The organism is Photorhabdus machadonis, from assembly GCF_052657765.1.
The window spans coordinates 2893539-2911335 of sequence record NZ_CP199761.1; the positions used below are offsets into that span (position 1 = coordinate 2893539).

The window sequence follows — 17797 nt, forward strand, 5'->3', positions numbered from 1 at the left end:
TTCATCATTTACTCCTCTTAGCATAATAATCAGCATTATAAAAATATCCATATAAATTTATAAAAATAAATTGTATAACATACGTCTTAACCATCACTCTAACAGTGCATAAATTTTATAGTTATCTGCATAGAAAACCATTGCATCCAGTCCATACCCTCCGTAGAATCCCCCCCTATTTCTAGGTTTAACCAGTCTGTTTTTCCGTTCTATACAGCTTGGAAGCGACAAAAACCCAATGCCCAATTCATTTTTGTGATCGGGGTAATGAACTGGCTAACAATGCAGTTTATGTCATATTAGGAACATATCTTTGGAAAAAAAACTAGGTCTTACAGCTCTTACTGCTCTGGTACTCAGCTCTATGGTCGGTGCGGGTGTATTCAGCTTACCGCAAAATATGGCTGAAATAGCCAGCCCAGCAGCGTTAATGATCGGTTGGGGAATAACCGGTGTCGGTATCCTGTTTTTGGCGACCGCCCTGCTATTTCTCTCTCGCCTTCGCCCGGATCTTGATGGCGGCATTTTCACTTATGCTAAAGAAGGCTTTGGTGAACTAATAGGCTTCTGTTCTGCCTGGGGATATTGGTTATGTGCAGTAGTTGCCAATGTTTCTTATCTGGTTATCGTTTTTGCCGCCCTGAGTTTCTTTACTGATAAAGAAGGTATCGTCATCTTTAGTGACGGCAATACCTGGCAGTCCCTGTTGGGAGAATCTGTTTTACTCTGGTTAGTACACTGGTTGGTACTTCGTGGTGTTCAAACAGCAGCTGGAATCAACAAACTGGCAACAATGGCAAAATTGCTGCCTTTAGGCGCTTTCATTATTCTTGCCTCAATCGCATTTAAAATGGATATCTTTGATCTTGACTTTACCGGCATCGACTTGGGTGTTCCTGTCTGGCAACAAGTAAAAGACACGATGCTGATCACCCTTTGGGTTTTCATTGGTATCGAAGGTGCGGTTGTGGTTTCAGCCAGGGCAAAAAAACGTAAAGATGTTGGTATTGCGACTATGCTGGCCGTTGTCACCGCCTTAGGCATATACATATTAGTTACCCTGCTCTCCCTTGGGTTAGTTCCGCGGCCTGAGTTAGCTGAAATACGCAATCCATCTATGGCAAACCTGATGGTAGGGCTTATTGGTTCAGCAGGTGAAATCATTATTGCCGCCGGATTAATTATTTCCGTTTGTGGCGCTTATCTAAGCTGGACAATCATGGCGGCGGAAGTTCCGTTTATCGCTTCCCAACATGGTTCTTTTCCGAAAATTTTTGGCCTGCAAAACTGTAACAACGCCCCCTCATCCTCATTGTGGTTGACTAATGGAGCCGTACAACTCTCTCTCATTTTAATTTGGTTAAGTGGGAGCAATTACAATTCATTACTGGCAATTGCATCAGAGATGATTTTAATGCCCTATTTTCTTGTTGGCGCATTTCTGTTGAAGGTCGCTTTTGATCGCAGTAACAGGGGATTGTTGCTGATTGCTGTTGGGGCTTGTACTTATGGCCTATGGCTGCTTTATGCATCTGGTTTGATGAATTTGTTATTGTCTGTCGTTCTCTATGCTCCGGGTGTTATTGTTTTCCTGTATGCTCGCAGTCAAAACGCACAAAAAAATAACCTTTATCTGGCTGAAAAGCTCGCTATGGCCACATTGTTGATAGCAACAATCCCTGCAATTTGGTTGTTAATCAAATAATCCCGTCAAATCCAGGCCATTATTCTCCTGTAATGGCTTGCTGTACCTTTATATTTTTGTTTGTTTCACTTTTACACTGTTATGGCATATTTTTTGGGCTGTTATTTTCATAAGTATGTTGTAACTAATTTTGTTAAAGTAATCTCTTGAAACGCATCCAGCCGGGAAACAAGGCGCCACCTCCCAAAGCCTGTCATCGGAACCGTCCCTGTCTGGAAAATCCGCACCGAAACAAGCACAGCCCGAATTTCCTGACAGAGACTGGATATTGCTATAAGTAATAAAACAGAGAGATTACATGAGAAATATAAAAACATAATGAATTATCGAGTAACTGAATCTGAATAACTTACTCTATCATGTATATACATCCACCAAAAAAATAGCAATATGAAATAATCACATCAAGATAATAAAATAGGGAAAAAGAATAAATTTTTCAGTGCGATAGATTAACTGTGATATAAATCACAATTTATTTTATAACTAATTATTAATTAATAAATATTCGTATCCGTTAGCATAATAATTTATTCCATATGATAAATCACAATAAACTTTGAAAAAAATCCTGTCTAGTCATTAATTATAGATAAAAATCTTAAATGCACCATATTACCGAGTCATTCTTTGGATTCCGCCTAATTAATCGCTATTATCATCCATAGTTTATCCTAAACAAAACACCGTTTAACCTATGGTTCTGATTATCGGATAAGCGCTTTAGATACTTACATGCTGTATTGACATTGATACAGTCTCGGTTCAATTAATGTTTCTGTTTCCCTGCCGTAATACTCATCAGGGTTAGGATCTATTTACAATGAACACTAAACTGATTATTTCATCCTTACTTGTATCATCAGTGTTTAGCTTTGTAGCAAACGCGGCAGATGGAAAAATCAATTTTACAGGTAATATCATCGCTAATGCTTGTAAAATCGATACCGATTCTGCAAATCAAAACGTGAATATGGGGACAATTAGCTCAAATGCATTTAGTGGTGTAGATAGTACCGCTGCTATAACACCTTTTAGCATTAAGATGAGTGATTGCCCACCAGAACATACTCATGCACAAGTTAAATTTGATGGGCAAATAGATAGTAAAAATAGCAATCTTCTGGCTTTATCCAATGATAAAGGCCAGGCAGTCGCCGATGGTGTTGCCATTGGTATCTATGAAGAAGATAATTCAACCCTGATTCCTTTGGCAAAAGCCTCCAAACTTCAGGCTTTTACTGATCAAAAAACCGCAGAATTGAAATTTATTGCAAAGTATATTGCTACAGCTCAAACAATTATCCCTGGATCTGGGGATGCCGTTGCTAACTTTACTGTTGTTTATAACTAAGACAGGACAAACTTAGAACAAAACTTCCTTCACGTTTTGTTTCTAATAACGCAATATGGAGCATGGATGCCCATAAATCCCACAGGATAGCGTATAAAAATACGATAAAATGGAGAGATCACCGTGCAATTCCAACGCCTATTAACTATGATATTTCTATATATTATCAGCATAAATTTTTCTATCGCAGGTGTCGTCATTGGCGGAACCCGTGTTATTTACATAAGTGATAAAAAGGAAGCATCTATTTCTATAAACAACCCGGAAAAAGAGGCCCCTTATCTGATTCAGTCTTGGATCCAAGATGAAAACGATAATATGAAAACCCCGTTTATCGTTACTCCCCCAATATTTAAACTCGCAGCAGGTCAAGAAAATATTCTTCGGATTGTAAAAGCAGGGAGTCATCTACCCGAAGATCGGGAATCACTTTTTTGGTTGAATGTAAAGTCTATTCCTACCTCAGTGAGGTCAGATCAAAATCAATTACAGATTACAGTTAAGTCAAAATTTAAATTGTTTTACCGCCCTGCAAATTTGGCAGAAAAATCAAGTACTGCATACAAAGAACTCAAATTCAGAACAGAAAATAATTTGTTGATCGCAGAAAACCCTACCCCTTACTTTATCTCATTCTCTCACCTTAAAATAGATCAACATGAAATAAAACCTGCGGGAATGATTAAACCTTTTAGTCAACTAAGCTGGACTCTGTCTACAAATAATATAAAGCAGGTAAGTTGGAAAGTTATTAATGATTTTGGCGGCGTAACTGCCGAAGAAAAAACAACCATTTAACGAAATAGCCACATACATTTATTCTATGCTAGAAAGTTAATTATGGAAAAACACTCACAGCATAAAACTAATAAGAAATCATATGATATTGAACATTCATGGTTATTATTACCATTATTTATAACAGTTGGAGTATTTTTTTACTCTGCCAAAACATACGCTGAAGATTATTTCAACATCCATGCGTTAGAAATGGGAACTGATTTTGGTTACCCTGAAAATATTGATCTCTCTATTTTTACACAGGATGACCAACCCCCTGGCATTTACTGGGTAGATATTTATCTTAATAAAGAAAAAATAGAGACCAGAAACGTGAATTTTATTATGGTAAATAATAAATTGCTTCCTAAACTAACCATTCAACAATTACAGAACATAGGAGTAAAAATTGACACATTCCCAGAATTAATCAGTTTGCCGCCAGAAACAGAGCTGTCTGATTTAGGTCAATATATTCCATCAGCAAGCACTGTCTTTAATTTTGGTCAACAAAGACTGGACATCAGTATTCCACAAGCAGCATTAAACCATCAGGCAAGAGGTTATGTTTCACCCGAATTATGGCAGCAAGGATTAACTTCATTATTGATTAATTATAATTACAGTGGTTCAAATACCTGGCAAGACAATCCGTCTGGCTCTACACAAACCCACTATCTTAATCTTCGAACAGGCGCTAATTGGCAAGCATGGCGTCTGCGCAATTATTCCACCTATACCAGCCGCGATAAGAGTTGGAAAAGTATTAATACCTATCTACAACGGGACATCCACTCACTAAAAGGACAATTAACGCTGGGTGACAGCTTTACATCTTCCTATATTTTTGATGGCGTCCAATTTCGTGGTTTACAATTAGCTTCTGACAATAATATGTTACCAGACAGCTTAAAAGGTTTTGCCCCCACTATCCGGGGAATTGCTCAAAGTAATGCACAAATCACAATCAAACAAAGTGGCTATATCATTTATCAAACTTATATTTCACCGGGGCCATTTATCATTAATGATCTTTTCCCAACGACAACAAGTGGCAACCTGGAAGTTATTATTAAAGAAGCCGATGGTCAGGAACATCGCTCTATCCAATCTTTTTCCACAATACCGATCATGTTACGGGAAGGAGGTATTCAATATTCAGCCACCCTGGGTCAATACCAATCATCAAATAATCGTGGGCGAGAACCTAATTTTTCCCAAGCGGCGCTAATCTACGGCCTTTCCAACAATATCACTACCTATGGAGGAACTATTTTTTCAAAAGATTATCAATCGGTTGCTTTAGGATCCGGTTATAATTTTGGCATACTTGGCTCTCTCTCTTTTGACATAACACATGCGAATACCGATTTGCCATCAAATATAAGTACCAAAGGGCAATCTTACCGCTTTCAATATGCAAAAGATCTTCCATTAACAGGAACTAATTTTACTCTGGCAGGTCATCGCTATTCGACACGTGGCTTTTATGACTTTAAAGAAGCCAATGATATAGATAATCCCAATAAAAATGACTGGCGCTATCACACCAATAAAAGAAGCAAACTGCAATTACATATTAATCAATCCCTTGGGGATTTTGGTAGTTTATATCTATCTGCTTTTCAACAAAATTACTGGCAGCAACATGGTTATGAACGTAATGTCAACGCGGGCTATAACATCAATTATAGTAATATTAATTACAGTTTAAATTATACCTATAATCAACTCCCCAATACGAATAAAAATGAACAGCTTTTCTCATTCAGTATACAGGTTCCATTAGATCGCTGGCTAAAAAATAGCTGGACCAGTTACAATTTGAATACGAATAAAAACAAGGATATTTCCCATCAAATGAGTTTAAGTGGTACAGCACTGGAAGATAATAATTTAATTTATAGTTTACAACAGAGTTATGCTAATCACGGTACTGGAGCTGGCGGTCATATACACACAGAATATAAAGGATCTTATGGCCAGCTTAGTGCTGGCTATAGCTATAATAATCATTCCCGCCAGCTGAATTATGGACTTCAAGGCGGAATTGTTGCTCACCCATATGGCATTACTTTTTCACAACATTTAGGCGATACACTGGCATTAGTCCGGGCTGATGGCGCACAAGGAATAAAGATCCAGAATAATGTAGGTATTACCACTGATCAGAATGGTTATGCCGTTATTCCTTATGTCAGCAGCTATCGGAAAAACCGAATTGCACTGGATACCCACTCACTAGCTGATAATATCGATATTGACGCGAATGCCCAAACAGTCATTCCGACTCAAGGGGCATTGGTCTTAGCTAATTTCAAAACCAGAATAGGCCACAGGGTGCTGATAAATATTTATTATCAAGAAAATCCGATTCCTTTTGGTGCTATTGTCAAGTTAGAAAAACAAAATGAGATTGATGAAGCAAACAGTGCAATGGTCAGCCATGAAGGACAGGTTTATCTCACTGGTTTACCCGATAGCGGGCAGTTACTGGTTAAATGGGGTTATAAGGATATTCAGGAATGTGTAGCTCATTACATACTGCCAGAAAAAATCCCTTTATCTGGTATTTATACAATAGAAGCACACTGTAAATAACGATTCTCAGGAAAACACTATGCTCAGTACTTACAATAGGTTTAAATATTTGTTAGTTGCCGTCATCTTATTTTCTGGTCTGGCAATTATCCCTTATAGTTTTGCTACTGATTGCCAATTTGATAAAGGATTTAAACCAGAAATCACTAATCTATCTTTTGGAACCTTGTATGTGCCAAGAGATAAACCTATTGGCACAACCATTCACGAATATCGTGCAGATGAATTAGACAATAAAGGCAATATTTTCTATTGCAATACAAAAATAAATACATCATGGGGATATACAGCCTATAAAAATGCAGATTACAACAAAGATGCTATTTACGAATCCGGTGTTCCCGGTGTAGGTATCAGAATAAATACCTGGGGTCCTGACTATGGTCTGGACTGGTTACCTCGTATAACCAACGACCCTGTTAGTTGTGACCATTCAGGTCATTGGTATTGCGGTAATACATGGGGTTATTTGACTATTCAATTGATAAAAATAGCACCGACAACAGGTTCCGGTTTTGTCAAAAGTGATCAATTAATTCAGGCACGGGTAAATGATCGCATCGTTCATACCTACCGTTTAGGTAATACCCGGATTATTACCAAAAGCTGTTCACTGAAAGATACCAATATTACTGTTCCTATGGGCGATATCAAAATAAGCGATTTTTCTGGTATTAACAGTACCGTAGGAGGAAAAGATTTCGAGGTTATTTTAGATTGTGATGATAATGTGCAGATTCAGTTAATGCTTGATGGAAAGAAAGCAAAGAATAGCTTAAATCATGTATGGGCACTTGATCAGAATTATAATCACACAACGGCCTCCGGTGTTGGTATACAAATCCTTTATAACAACCAACCGGTAATTATTCACTCACAAATAAATATCGGTAACAGCTATTCAGGTGGGAAGTACTCTATTCCTTTACACGCTCGCTATTTTCAGACAGACCGCAATATTACCCCCGGTCAAGCAAATGCAACCGCAACAATGACATTAACTTATCAGTGATAAATTAATCTGCATCAGATATAGAAATCTTATTTCTTAGCTGATGTATTATTGTTTAATTATTTTATTTCTAGCTTGGAAATTTTTAAGATAATTGAGAGTAAGTATTGATTAATGTAAATTTCAACAAATTACGCTCACTAATTAACACACTATGCGTTAGTAATAATAGCATCAATTGCTGAAAAAATTTCCACTCGTGAAATTACAACATTACATATATACCCAATAGATTTCAAGTTGCAGCGCGGCGGCAAATGAACGCATCCCCAGGAGCATAGATAACTATGTGACTGGGGTAAGTGAAAGCAGCCAACAAAGCAGCAACTTGAAAGATGAAGGGTATAAAATCTTTTTTCTTTATTTTACTGGAGTCAAGGAATGTAATAGCCGGAGCAAATACGTAATATTTATCCCCATTGATATCGACTACTGGCGTAATACATTTACGGGTTAGTTCCATTTCTCCTGTTGAAGCATCATTCCTGCATGTTCCATAAACGTGTTAATTGCCTGTATAACATTTTACGAGTTTTCTTAGCATGATTTTTTCTTCAACCATACCAAACATCTTTGACAATCTGTTTAAAAATTATTTACAAACGATATCCATTCTTAATTTATTGACTTCATAAATTAATTTACAAAAAATTTCTTTTTTTTACAATATTATACTTTTAAAAATTCTTTTTAAGTTTAAAGTTAAATTGCTTAATATTTACTGAATGGAAATAAGTATGACGTGGAAATATTCACAAAGCACTGGTATACTAACACATAATGGTTATTTTATTGCCAAAGGTTATAGTGGAAAAGGTGCTGGTATAAACAACCCGTCAATGCAAGATGTATATATGACAGGCCCCATTCCACAAGGCCATTATAGAATCGACGGATACAATAAACATAAAGGTCCGTATACCGTAAAATTAGTTCCCATCTTAGGAACAAACACTTATGGGCGAGGTGAATTTAGAATCCACGGAGACAGGAGCGATGGCTCATATCATCAGGCCTCCGAAGGTTGTATCGTTATAAATGGTGCAACATTGAGAAAAAGTATTGCTTCATCCAGCGATGATATATTGGTTGTAGCTCCATGAAAAAATTACTCTCAATAATAGCTTTAAACCTTTTGGCTTTTAATTCCTTTGCCGTTGAATTAAAAATAACTAATCCATATCCCAACCTGATGCCAGCACAAATTACTGAAAAAGTAAATTCAATGGGAGTGAGGAAATTCATAATATCTACCTCACCCAATGTCGATGGCAGCACATGGGATTACATCTTATCTCATATATCAAGTGGTAATATTGAATGGCTAAGGATTGTTCCAATATTATCAACCGGTGTCGACGCGGGCTCAGCAGAAGATTTATCAACAGCCGTTGCAACCGCATTACCGAAAAACGCAAGTGGTGTATTATCTGTCCTTAATGACTCCAACGTTTCAATTAGTACTGAATCTGTGTGTTCACTACCTTTTTATCAGGGAACAGAAGCGGAGCTGAATCAATATGTCATTGATAGCATTCGTGCTTTGTATAAAAACAAAGGTGGTGGAAAATGCCTGCAAAAGCTTATTGAGACAACCGGAAATTCAAAATCATTTTCTGAAGGAGATTAACAATGGCTATTCCTCTATATATGTACATAAAAGATGACGGCGGATCTGATATTAAAGGATCAGTTGATGTTTATGGTAGAGAAGGCAGTATTGAGATCTTGGGTCTTCATCATAGTGTAAGTATCGCTAATGATGATAATACAGGAAAGTTGACTGGAACGAGGAAACACCTCCCATTTATGATTGAAAAGGAAGTGGATTCATCCTCCCCCTATCTTTATAAAGCATTAACCACGGGGCAAACATTAACGTCAACAGAACTTAAATGGTATAAAATAGATGCTCATGGTCAAGAAAAGGAATACTTCAATACCTTAATGGAAAATGTAAAAGTGGTTAATATTGTTCCTGTCATGCTCGATATCAAGGATGTATCGAAAGAGAAATTCAATCATATGGAAATTGTTGAACTTCGCTACGAAAAAATCACTTGGAAGTACAATGATGGGAATATAGTTCATTCCGATAGCTGGAATGAAAGAGCTTAAATCCCGGAGAAGAAGGCCAAAAAACATGGCCTTTCTCTTATTATTCTATCGTCCCCTCATTATAAAGTGTTTAAGTAAATATAATAGGTAGAGATATCTGGCTCAAAGATTTGTTATTACAGGCTCTAAACTAAAAGAGGTAGCCTTTCTTCTTAACTAGGAAGCAATCTGCTCCATATTCTGCAAAATACGTTTATCAGAGACCGGATATGGCGTACCCAGTTGTTGAGCAAACAAGCTGATCCTTAATTCTTCTATCATCCAACGAATCTCTTGCACCTCAGGTAACTGCTTCTGTTGCAGTGATAATTTCGCCAACCATTGCTGCCACTGCTGCTGAACATTCTCGACACGCCCCATTTGTATCCGATCCCTGTGTGGATCAATCGCCAATTTTTCAAGGCGGCGGTCAATACCGTGCAAATAACGCAAGACTTCCGGCAAACGTTTCCAATTATTAGCGGTGACAAATCCTTTGAAAACCAAACCAGAAAGCTGCGCTTTGATATCAGATAATGCCAGAGCCAACGAAATATCAACTCTACCCTTAAGACGCTTATTAATAGCAAAAACCGTGGTGAGTATCTGTTCTACCTGCCTGGCAATTTCCACAACCGTATCATTCAACTCAGCCCGAACCTTATTCTGTAGTTGAATAAAAGTCTGTTCATTCCAAGCCGGTCCACCATTCGCCGCGATCAATTTATCAACGCCACAAGAGATACAATCGTCAATTAAATCCAATACCTTGCCATAAGGATTAAAATAAAGCCCCAATTTGGATTTGTTCGGCAATTTCTCATGTAAATATTTAATGGGTGAAGGAATATTTAGTAATAGCAGACGACGGGTGCCTTCCCACATGGCAGTTTGCTGTTCCAATTCAGTTTCAAACAATTTGATACCGATGCTCTCTTTTTCATCCACCAGCGCTGGATAGGCTTTAACGGAGTAACCTCCACGCTTTTGCTCATATCGTTCCGCTAATTCACCGAAACTCCAAATATGTAGTCCACTCTGTTCAATACCATCATCGGCAACAGCTGAAAGTGTCTCCTGAACTTTCTCTTTCAATCGTACTTTCAACGCTGCTAAATCTTTGCCTTCAGCGATAGTCCGGTTCTTCTCTCCTACCACCCGAAATGTCATTTTGAGGTGATCAGGCACCTGTTCTAACTGCCAATCATCACGTGACACTGTCACGCCTGTCATACGCCGTAATTCTCTCTCAAGACTATCCAACAAAGTGGATTGGGGTTGAGGCACCCGCTCCATAAATGCCTGAGCATAGTTTGGTGCCGGCACAAAATTACGACGCACCGGTTTCGGCAATGATTTAATCAGAGCGACGACAAGATCATAGCGAATGCCCGTGATCTGCCAATCAAATCCTTCATCTTTGACCTGATTCAGCACCGGCAGTGGAATATGAACCGTCACACCATCAGCTTCTGTGCCCGGTTCAAATTGATAACTAAGCCGTAATTTCAGTGCATCTTGATACCAATAATTAGGGTAATCCAACGCGCTGATTTTATCCGCATCACCTTTGATCAACATATTTTTTTCAAAGTTGAGCAAGTCCGGTTGCACTCTATTCGTCTTCAACCACCAGCGATCGAAATAACCCGTAGAAACCACACTCTGAGGTATACGTTGATCATAGAAACTGAACAGGATTTCATCATCCACTAAAATGTCACGACGGCGGGATTTATGTTCCAGCTCCTCAATTTCCTCACGTAATTTCAGATTCGCCCGGAAAAATGCATGCCGGGTTTGCCAATCGCCTTCCACCAGCGCATGGCGGATAAACAATTCACGGCAAAGCATTGGATCAATTTTACTGTAATTAATCAAACGACTCACCACAATTGGCAGTCCATATAAAGTGACTTTCTCCTTAGCCATTGTCGCACCCTGCGATTTTTGCCAATGCGGTTCGCTATAATGGTGCTTCACCAGATGTGTGGCTAACGATTCAATCCACTCAGGTTCTATCCGCGCAGCAATACGCCCCCACAAACGATTGGTCTCAATCAGTTCCGCAACCATTGCCCATTTAGGTGGCTTCTTGAATAAGCCGGAGCCAGGAAAAATAGAAAAACGAGCATTGCGTGCACCAGTATATTCCTGCTTATCTGTATCTTTTTGGCCGATATGCGATAACAGCCCAGAAAGTAACGAAACATGAATACTGCGATAATCTGCATCCTGACTATTTACCGGCAGACCGACTTCTTTTACAACTTGTCGTAGCTGGGTATATACGTCCTGCCATTCTCTAACTCTCAGATAGTTAAGATAATCCTGACGGCAAAGCTTACGGAATTGCGAAGAAGAAAGTTCCTTTTGCTGTTCTTTCAGAAAATCCCATAATTTCAGGAATGCAATGAAGTCAGAATCTTTGTCGGCAAACCGACGATGTTTCTCATCAGAAGCCTGCTGTTTCTCCAATGGCCTCTCTCTTGGATCCTGAATAGACAGCGCAGAAGTAATTACCATCACTTCACGCACACAACCGTGATGACGGGCTTCCAGTACCATACGCGCCAACCGGGGATCAACCGGAAGTTGAGCAAGTTGCCGCCCTATTAATGTCAGACAGTAATTACCCTTCACCGTTGCGTTCTGGTCAATTGCCCCAAGCTCTTCCAGAAGCCGGACACCATCTTGAATATTCCGTTTATCAGGTGGTTGCACAAATGGAAATGCGCCAATATCCCCAAGACCAATTGATGTCATTTGCAGAATGACCGAGGCCAAATTAGTCCGCAGAATTTCTGGATCAGTAAACTCTGGCCGTGAAAAGAAATCATCTTCCGAATACAGGCGAATACAAATCCCGTCAGATACACGCCCACAACGCCCTTTCCGCTGATTAGCCGATGCCTGAGATATTGGCTCAATCGGCAATCGCTGGACTTTCGTCCGATAACTATAACGACTGATACGTGCATATCCGGTATCAATCACATATTTAATTCCCGGTACAGTCAAAGAAGTTTCTGCCACGTTAGTGGTCAACACAATTCTGCGACCAGCATGCGACTGGAAAATCCGGTTCTGATCACGGTTAGAAAGGCGTGCAAACAGCGGCAATACTTCGGTATGACGCAAATTCAATTTATTCAAAGCATCAGCTGTATCACGAATTTCCCGCTCACCGCTCATAAAGACCAGGATATCCCCAGGCCCTTCACGACCGAGTTCATCAACAGCATCAATAATTGCTTCAAGCTGATCCCGCTCTCCATCACTGTCTTCGGCGATTACAGGCCGATAACGCACCTCTACCGGATAAGTTCGGCCTGAAACTTCAATAATAGGTGCATGATGAAAATGACGGGAAAAACGTTCAGGATCGATAGTCGCTGATGTGATGATTACTTTCAGATCAGGACGTTTTGGCAATAGCTGACGCAAGTAACCCAGAATAAAATCAATATTCAGACTACGTTCATGTGCCTCATCAATAATCAGCGTGTCATACTGTTTAAGCAGCCTGTCATTTTGCAGTTCCGCCAGCAAAATACCATCTGTCATCAGCTTAACCAGCGTGTTATCACTTATATGATCACTGAAACGGACTTTATAACCTACAGCTGAACCCACTGAAGTTTCCAATTCTTCCGCCAGGCGATTGGCAACCGCGCGAGCAGCCAGCCGACGGGGTTGTGTATGACCAATCAATCCTTTTATTCCCCTGCCCAATTCGAGGCAAATTTTTGGGATCTGCGTTGTTTTACCCGAACCGGTTTCGCCAGCAATAATCACAACCTGATGATCACGGATAGCTTTGTAGATATCATCTTTCTTTTGGCTGACTGGCAGGTTTTCTGGATATTTGATTGTTGGACAAACGGCCTGACGATTAATGATTTTCTGAGACTCTTTCACCTTATCTTAGTCCTTAGTGACTTACTACTTTGCTGATTAGCCAATTTTTACTGATGACATAGTAACATATCCTATTTATTGGCAATAATTTCAGCGAGTATTCCTGCTGCTGTCATCAGCACGGATAAAAGTTATTCAATAAATTTGAATGCTAATCTCTAAATATTGATCTATTACCAGAAGATAATAACTCATAGTATAACGGTATCGCGATTAACAAGTGAACGAACAAAAGTTAATTTAAGGAATAAAAATGAATAAAGTTCTGGTTCTGAAATCCAGCATTATGGCGCAGCATTCACACACTAACCAAATGGCAGATTTCTTTATTGAAAAATGGCAAGCCAACCATGCTGACGACAACATCACAATACGTGATTTGGCTGCACAACCTATTCCTGTTCTGGATAACGAACTGGTTCATGCATTACGTCCAAGAGATAATGAAATGACTGCCCGTCAGCAAGAGGTATTGGCATTATCTGATGAACTTATTGCGGAATTACAGGATCATGACATCATTGTTATGACTGCACCTATGTACAATTTTCATATTCCAACCCAGCTGAAAACCTATTTTGACCTGATAGCCCGTGCTGGCGTCACTTTCCGTTATACCGAGAATGGCCCAGAAGGTTTGGTAAAAAGCAAACGCGCAATTATCCTGACTAGCCGCGGGGGAATTCATAAAGACGGGCCCAGTGATCTGTTAGTGCCTTATTTGCGCCTGTTCCTCGGATTCATTGGTCTTACTGATGTGGAATTTGTGTTTGCTGAAGGTGTAGGATTAGGCCCTGATGCCGCAAATCAAGCACAACAAGCTGCCCGTGAAGTTCTGGAAAAAATGACTGCCTGATCATTACGCTCTATTCATACATTCTATATATTATATTGCTGTATTTTGTGCGCCGCCTCCCCTCCCGGCGCACTTTTATTTCTTCAACCACTTACTATTAATACCGAGCATATACCACCCGAAAACACTAACGAAATCAGAATTATAATGAATATTTTTAACCCTTTGATTATCAAATCATTGCCTCTCCTTATTAAGCCTTAGATCGGTTACTTCTATTGTTATTCCATAATTTATCAGACACATCTCAAACTAACACATTGATTATTAAGAAAATTTCAATGAACATAGAGGGGAACAACAAGCAATACCCTTATAGCGTTACTTCATTTATCGGTTTATTTAAACCTTTACGTCAGCAATAATTTAAGTCCTAAACAATTTATTAGTTACTTAAATTATGACGGAGATCATTCCATGAAATTAGTCGTTTACAGTACCAAACAGTATGACCATAAACATCTGGAGCAGGTTAATAAAAAGCTCGGGTTCAGTTATGATTTTGAGTTTTTCGATTTTCCTCTCAGCTCAAAAACCGCCAAAAATGCTATCGGTGCAGATGCTGTTTGTATTTTCGTTAACGATAATGCTGATCGTGAAGTACTTGAAGAATTGGCTGAGATGAATATAAAAATCCTCGCACTACGTTGTGCAGGTTTTAATAATGTCGATTTAGACGCAGCTAAAGAATTAGGCATTCAGGTTGTACGGGTTCCAGCTTACTCTCCAGAAGCGGTTGCTGAACATACTATTGGGTTAATCCTGTGTTTAAACCGCCGTATTCACCGGGCTTATCAACGCACCCGTGACGCCAATTTCTCTCTTGATGGTCTAATTGGTTTCAATATGCACAACCGTACAGCGGGAATTATTGGAACAGGCAAGATTGGTATCGCAACGTTACGTATTCTTAAAGGGTTTGGCATGCGCCTGTTAGCCTGTGATCCATACCCTAATCAAGCTGTTTTGGATCTCGGTGCTGAATATGTCGATCTGGATACACTGTATGCGCAATCCGATGTGATATCCCTTCATTGTCCACTGACATCAGAAAACTATCATCTGCTGAATGAACTTGCTTTCAGCAAAATGAAAAACGGCGTCATGATCGTTAATACCAGCCGCGGCGCTCTGATTGATTCCGCAGCCGCTATTAACGCATTAAAGCAGCAAAAAATTGGTGCTCTGGGTATGGACGTTTATGAAAATGAACGCGACCTCTTCTTTGAAGACAAATCTAATGACGTGATTCAGGATGATATTTTTCGTCGCTTGTCTTCATGTCATAACGTGCTGTTTACCGGTCATCAGGCATTTCTGACAGAAGAAGCCTTGACCAGTATCAGTGAAACTACGCTGAGAAATATCCAGCAATTAATCAACGGGAAAAATTGCCCGAATATTGTTAGTAAGTACCCTTAAAATAATATATTAGGAGATAAATATGAAAAAAATACTACCTTTGGCAACTGCGACTTTATTGTTAGCCACATTCCAAACCTCAGCAACAGAAAACGTGTCAGTCGATGATTTACTACATCACAAATTTGTTCTGGTGAGTGTTAATGGCGAAAGCGCGAAAAATCAAGAGGGTCGCGTACCCTCCATTGAATTCGGTGAAAAACTGCATATCTCCGGTTCCATGTGTAATAACTTTATGGGTCAGGGTAAACTGAAACATGGTGTACTGACAGTTAAAAACCTGGCCAGCACTCAAATGCTCTGCTCTGATGATAAGTTGAATAGATGGGATCATCTGATTGGTAAAGTATTAGCCGATGGCGTTAAAGTCACGCTGAAAGATCAAAAACTGACCTTGTCCAACCATAGCAATAAACTGGTTTATAAACTGAAAGATTATGTTCAGTAATCAGAAAGTAAGCTAGTTTCAGGTGCCGGAAAGCGCTTTCCGGCACCTCCAAATATGCATATCTCAACAATAAACCCACGGTTGGATTAACCTCGCCATCTGAACTGTTAGCGGTATGTCATCAATTTAACAAAAAAAAGCCGCAACTAAGCGGCGTGCGTGGCAAAACCCATAAAAAGTAGAATTATTTTCCGTTAATTCACTATTTATTAGGAAGCTTAATCTTGGAAATAATGGCTAATCTATCCATATAATATTCTGCATTGCCCCACAACCAACTCTGCTCTTTACCAACATCATCCTCAGTTAAAATATTTCTCAGTTCACAAGTCATAACATCATAACCGTAAACATAAAGCCCAAACTGTAGTGCTTCATACATTCGAGCTTGCCAAAAAGAGATATCATCTATTATTTGATTGACGTTTGAGGCAGCAACATCATGGGTTCTAATCAGATAGTGAAAAAAGATTTTAGCGGCTAAATCACTTAACGCCGCTTTATGCTTTGGTTTCTTCGTTCTCCACACAAGCGTCTGCGACGCAGGACGGCAGTTAAGCACCAAGTCATTCATCACAATAACTTTGTTGTAATAAACAACTTCCTTAGCATCGTCACTGAGTAACGCCAATTCAAAATGGGGCTCATCTATATCCAAATATAACCTGCTATCAACTCTCACCAATCGGTAGCCTGGTGGAAGAATGAGTTCATCCACGTCATTCACAATATCAGTACCAGAGGAATCAAAAACATCATACAGAGTATGATTGAGTTCTGGCTCATTCAGGTAGCTGAAATCATTGGTAATTTTTTCTATGTTTTCCGAATGTCTTGGCATATTTTATGCTTCCTCTAATAAACCACAGGTTTAATTACCTTTAGGTAATAGTATAGATGCAATTATATACAATCAACCTTTAGTTCATTTTTGGTGGATACATGTACTAATAGCTTAGTCTTAGAGTCAGATCCCATTTGGCAGAAGATACTCTTTTGTGGCATTCGCTATCTGAGGACATTAGCAGTGAATGAGTGAGAATTATTTCAAACAGATTGATATTCTTTCAGATTTTTTAAGAATCTCTTCTCACTCCCCCACAAAAAGAGGAGTAAAAAAATAACTTATTAAATTACAGTTAATTAAATCATTATTCAGGCTTATTAATAATATGGTCTTCCCATTCTACAACATCAATTTCCCGTACCGCGATATGCCTGACAGAGATTCTTTCGCTATGCATTGCTGATTTAGACCTTCTAATCAGTGGATGCCAGGGTAACAATGCCTTCCCCTCCGCAAGCAAACGATATGCACACGTCATTGGCAACCATTCAAACGTTGGCAAATTGTAGCGGGTCAGTTTGATACAGTCCGGTTCGTATCTGAAACGGTCTTCGTAATTTTTGCATTGGCAGGTTTTTATATTGAGTTGATTACAGGCAACGTTAGTAAAATAAATTTCATCGGTATCATCATCCATTAATTTATGCAGACAGCATTGCCCACAACCATCACATAGCGATTCCCATTCTTCATCCGTCATCTGATCCAGGGTTTTTACCTGCCAGAAAGGTTGAGACATAACTTCTGCTATTCC

14 protein-coding genes and 1 pseudogene are annotated in these 17797 nt (G+C 39.2%); 11 read left to right on the plus strand and 4 right to left on the minus strand.

Annotation, left to right across the window (positions count from 1 at the left end):
- Window positions 1-313 precede the first annotated feature (313 nt).
- The 5 genes from ACUN2T_RS13660 (at window position 314) to ACUN2T_RS13680 (ending at window position 7452) form a co-directional block, all read left to right on the plus strand.
- A complete protein-coding gene (locus ACUN2T_RS13660; RefSeq protein ID WP_445493562.1) occupies window positions 314-1705 on the plus strand; it encodes an amino acid permease in 1392 nt (463 codons plus the stop codon).
- Window positions 1706-2528: 823 nt separating this feature from the next.
- The gene (locus ACUN2T_RS13665; RefSeq protein ID WP_445493563.1) at window positions 2529-3059 is read left to right on the plus strand and encodes a fimbrial protein; all 531 of its coding nucleotides are present in this window, start codon (window positions 2529-2531) and stop codon (window positions 3057-3059) included.
- A 123-nt stretch (window positions 3060-3182) separates the two neighbouring features.
- Window positions 3183-3857 (plus strand): fimbrial biogenesis chaperone, encoded by a 675-nt coding sequence (locus tag ACUN2T_RS13670; protein WP_445493564.1) that lies wholly within the window; start codon window positions 3183-3185, stop codon window positions 3855-3857.
- Window positions 3858-3899: 42 nt separating this feature from the next.
- Entirely contained in the window at window positions 3900-6440 is a 2541-nt protein-coding gene (locus ACUN2T_RS13675) for a fimbria/pilus outer membrane usher protein (RefSeq protein WP_445493565.1), read from the plus strand.
- Window positions 6441-6459: 19 nt separating this feature from the next.
- Complete coding sequence (locus tag ACUN2T_RS13680; protein ID WP_445493566.1) at window positions 6460-7452, plus strand: fimbrial protein; 993 nt, start codon at window positions 6460-6462, stop codon at window positions 7450-7452.
- Between the two features lie 235 nt (window positions 7453-7687).
- On the opposite strand, the gene ACUN2T_RS13685 is transcribed toward ACUN2T_RS13680, so the two are convergent.
- A complete protein-coding gene (locus ACUN2T_RS13685; protein WP_445493567.1) occupies window positions 7688-7915 on the minus strand; it encodes a hypothetical protein in 228 nt (75 codons plus the stop codon).
- A 274-nt stretch (window positions 7916-8189) separates the two neighbouring features.
- On the opposite strand from ACUN2T_RS13685, the gene ACUN2T_RS13690 reads away from it, so the two are divergent.
- Genes ACUN2T_RS13690 through tssD form a run of 3 tightly spaced genes read left to right on the plus strand, consistent with a single transcriptional unit; the run spans window position 8190 to window position 9570 of the window.
- Window positions 8190-8555: a tlde1 domain-containing protein gene (locus ACUN2T_RS13690; RefSeq protein WP_445493568.1), complete on the plus strand. Its 366-nt coding sequence runs from the start codon at window positions 8190-8192 to the stop codon at window positions 8553-8555.
- Window positions 8552-9082 carry a hypothetical protein gene (locus ACUN2T_RS13695; RefSeq protein WP_445493569.1) on the plus strand — a complete coding sequence of 177 codons (531 nt, stop codon included), beginning with the start codon at window positions 8552-8554 and terminating at the stop codon, window positions 9080-9082. Before ACUN2T_RS13690 ends, ACUN2T_RS13695 begins: the two co-directional genes overlap by 4 nt.
- 2 nt (window positions 9083-9084) lie before the next feature.
- Entirely contained in the window at window positions 9085-9570 is a 486-nt protein-coding gene (gene tssD / locus ACUN2T_RS13700) for a type VI secretion system tube protein TssD (protein ID WP_445493570.1), read from the plus strand.
- Window positions 9571-9726: 156 nt separating this feature from the next.
- Here tssD and hrpA read toward each other — a convergent pair.
- Window positions 9727-13443, minus strand: a pseudogene (gene hrpA, locus ACUN2T_RS13705) (ATP-dependent RNA helicase HrpA); the annotation flags it as partial.
- Window positions 13444-13723: 280 nt separating this feature from the next.
- On the opposite strand from hrpA, the gene ACUN2T_RS13710 reads away from it, so the two are divergent.
- The 3 genes from ACUN2T_RS13710 (at window position 13724) to hslJ (ending at window position 16196) form a co-directional block, all read left to right on the plus strand.
- Window positions 13724-14326, plus strand: coding sequence for an FMN-dependent NADH-azoreductase (locus tag ACUN2T_RS13710; RefSeq protein ID WP_445493571.1), 603 nt, complete (start codon window positions 13724-13726; stop codon window positions 14324-14326).
- Between the two features lie 417 nt (window positions 14327-14743).
- A complete protein-coding gene (locus ACUN2T_RS13715) occupies window positions 14744-15748 on the plus strand; it encodes a 2-hydroxyacid dehydrogenase (protein WP_445493572.1) in 1005 nt (334 codons plus the stop codon).
- A 22-nt stretch (window positions 15749-15770) separates the two neighbouring features.
- Window positions 15771-16196 carry a heat shock protein HslJ gene (hslJ, locus tag ACUN2T_RS13720; RefSeq protein WP_445493573.1) on the plus strand — a complete coding sequence of 142 codons (426 nt, stop codon included), beginning with the start codon at window positions 15771-15773 and terminating at the stop codon, window positions 16194-16196.
- Window positions 16197-16398: 202 nt separating this feature from the next.
- On the opposite strand, the gene ACUN2T_RS13725 is transcribed toward hslJ, so the two are convergent.
- Window positions 16399-17037, minus strand: coding sequence for a hypothetical protein (locus ACUN2T_RS13725; protein ID WP_445493574.1), 639 nt, complete (start codon window positions 17035-17037; stop codon window positions 16399-16401).
- A gap of 310 nt (window positions 17038-17347) precedes the next feature.
- Window positions 17348-17782: a YcgN family cysteine cluster protein gene (locus ACUN2T_RS13730; RefSeq protein WP_445493575.1), complete on the minus strand. Its 435-nt coding sequence runs from the start codon at window positions 17780-17782 to the stop codon at window positions 17348-17350.
- Window positions 17783-17797: the final 15 nt, after the last annotated feature.

Coding starts and splice junctions, on each gene's coding strand:
- ACUN2T_RS13665 (WP_445493563.1), top strand. CDS start 2,529: ATGAACACTAAACTGATTATTTCATCCTTACTTGTATCATCAGTGTTT.
- ACUN2T_RS13675 (WP_445493565.1), top strand. CDS start 3,900: ATGGAAAAACACTCACAGCATAAAACTAATAAGAAATCATATGATATT.
- ACUN2T_RS13680 (WP_445493566.1), top strand. CDS start 6,460: ATGCTCAGTACTTACAATAGGTTTAAATATTTGTTAGTTGCCGTCATC.
- ACUN2T_RS13685 (WP_445493567.1), bottom strand. CDS start 7,915: ATGGAACTAACCCGTAAATGTATTACGCCAGTAGTCGATATCAATGGG.
- ACUN2T_RS13690 (WP_445493568.1), top strand. CDS start 8,190: ATGACGTGGAAATATTCACAAAGCACTGGTATACTAACACATAATGGT.
- ACUN2T_RS13695 (WP_445493569.1), top strand. CDS start 8,552: ATGAAAAAATTACTCTCAATAATAGCTTTAAACCTTTTGGCTTTTAAT.
- tssD (WP_445493570.1), top strand. CDS start 9,085: ATGGCTATTCCTCTATATATGTACATAAAAGATGACGGCGGATCTGAT.
- ACUN2T_RS13710 (WP_445493571.1), top strand. CDS start 13,724: ATGAATAAAGTTCTGGTTCTGAAATCCAGCATTATGGCGCAGCATTCA.
- ACUN2T_RS13715 (WP_445493572.1), top strand. CDS start 14,744: ATGAAATTAGTCGTTTACAGTACCAAACAGTATGACCATAAACATCTG.
- hslJ (WP_445493573.1), top strand. CDS start 15,771: ATGAAAAAAATACTACCTTTGGCAACTGCGACTTTATTGTTAGCCACA.
- ACUN2T_RS13725 (WP_445493574.1), bottom strand. CDS start 17,037: ATGCCAAGACATTCGGAAAACATAGAAAAAATTACCAATGATTTCAGC.
- ACUN2T_RS13730 (WP_445493575.1), bottom strand. CDS start 17,782: ATGTCTCAACCTTTCTGGCAGGTAAAAACCCTGGATCAGATGACGGAT.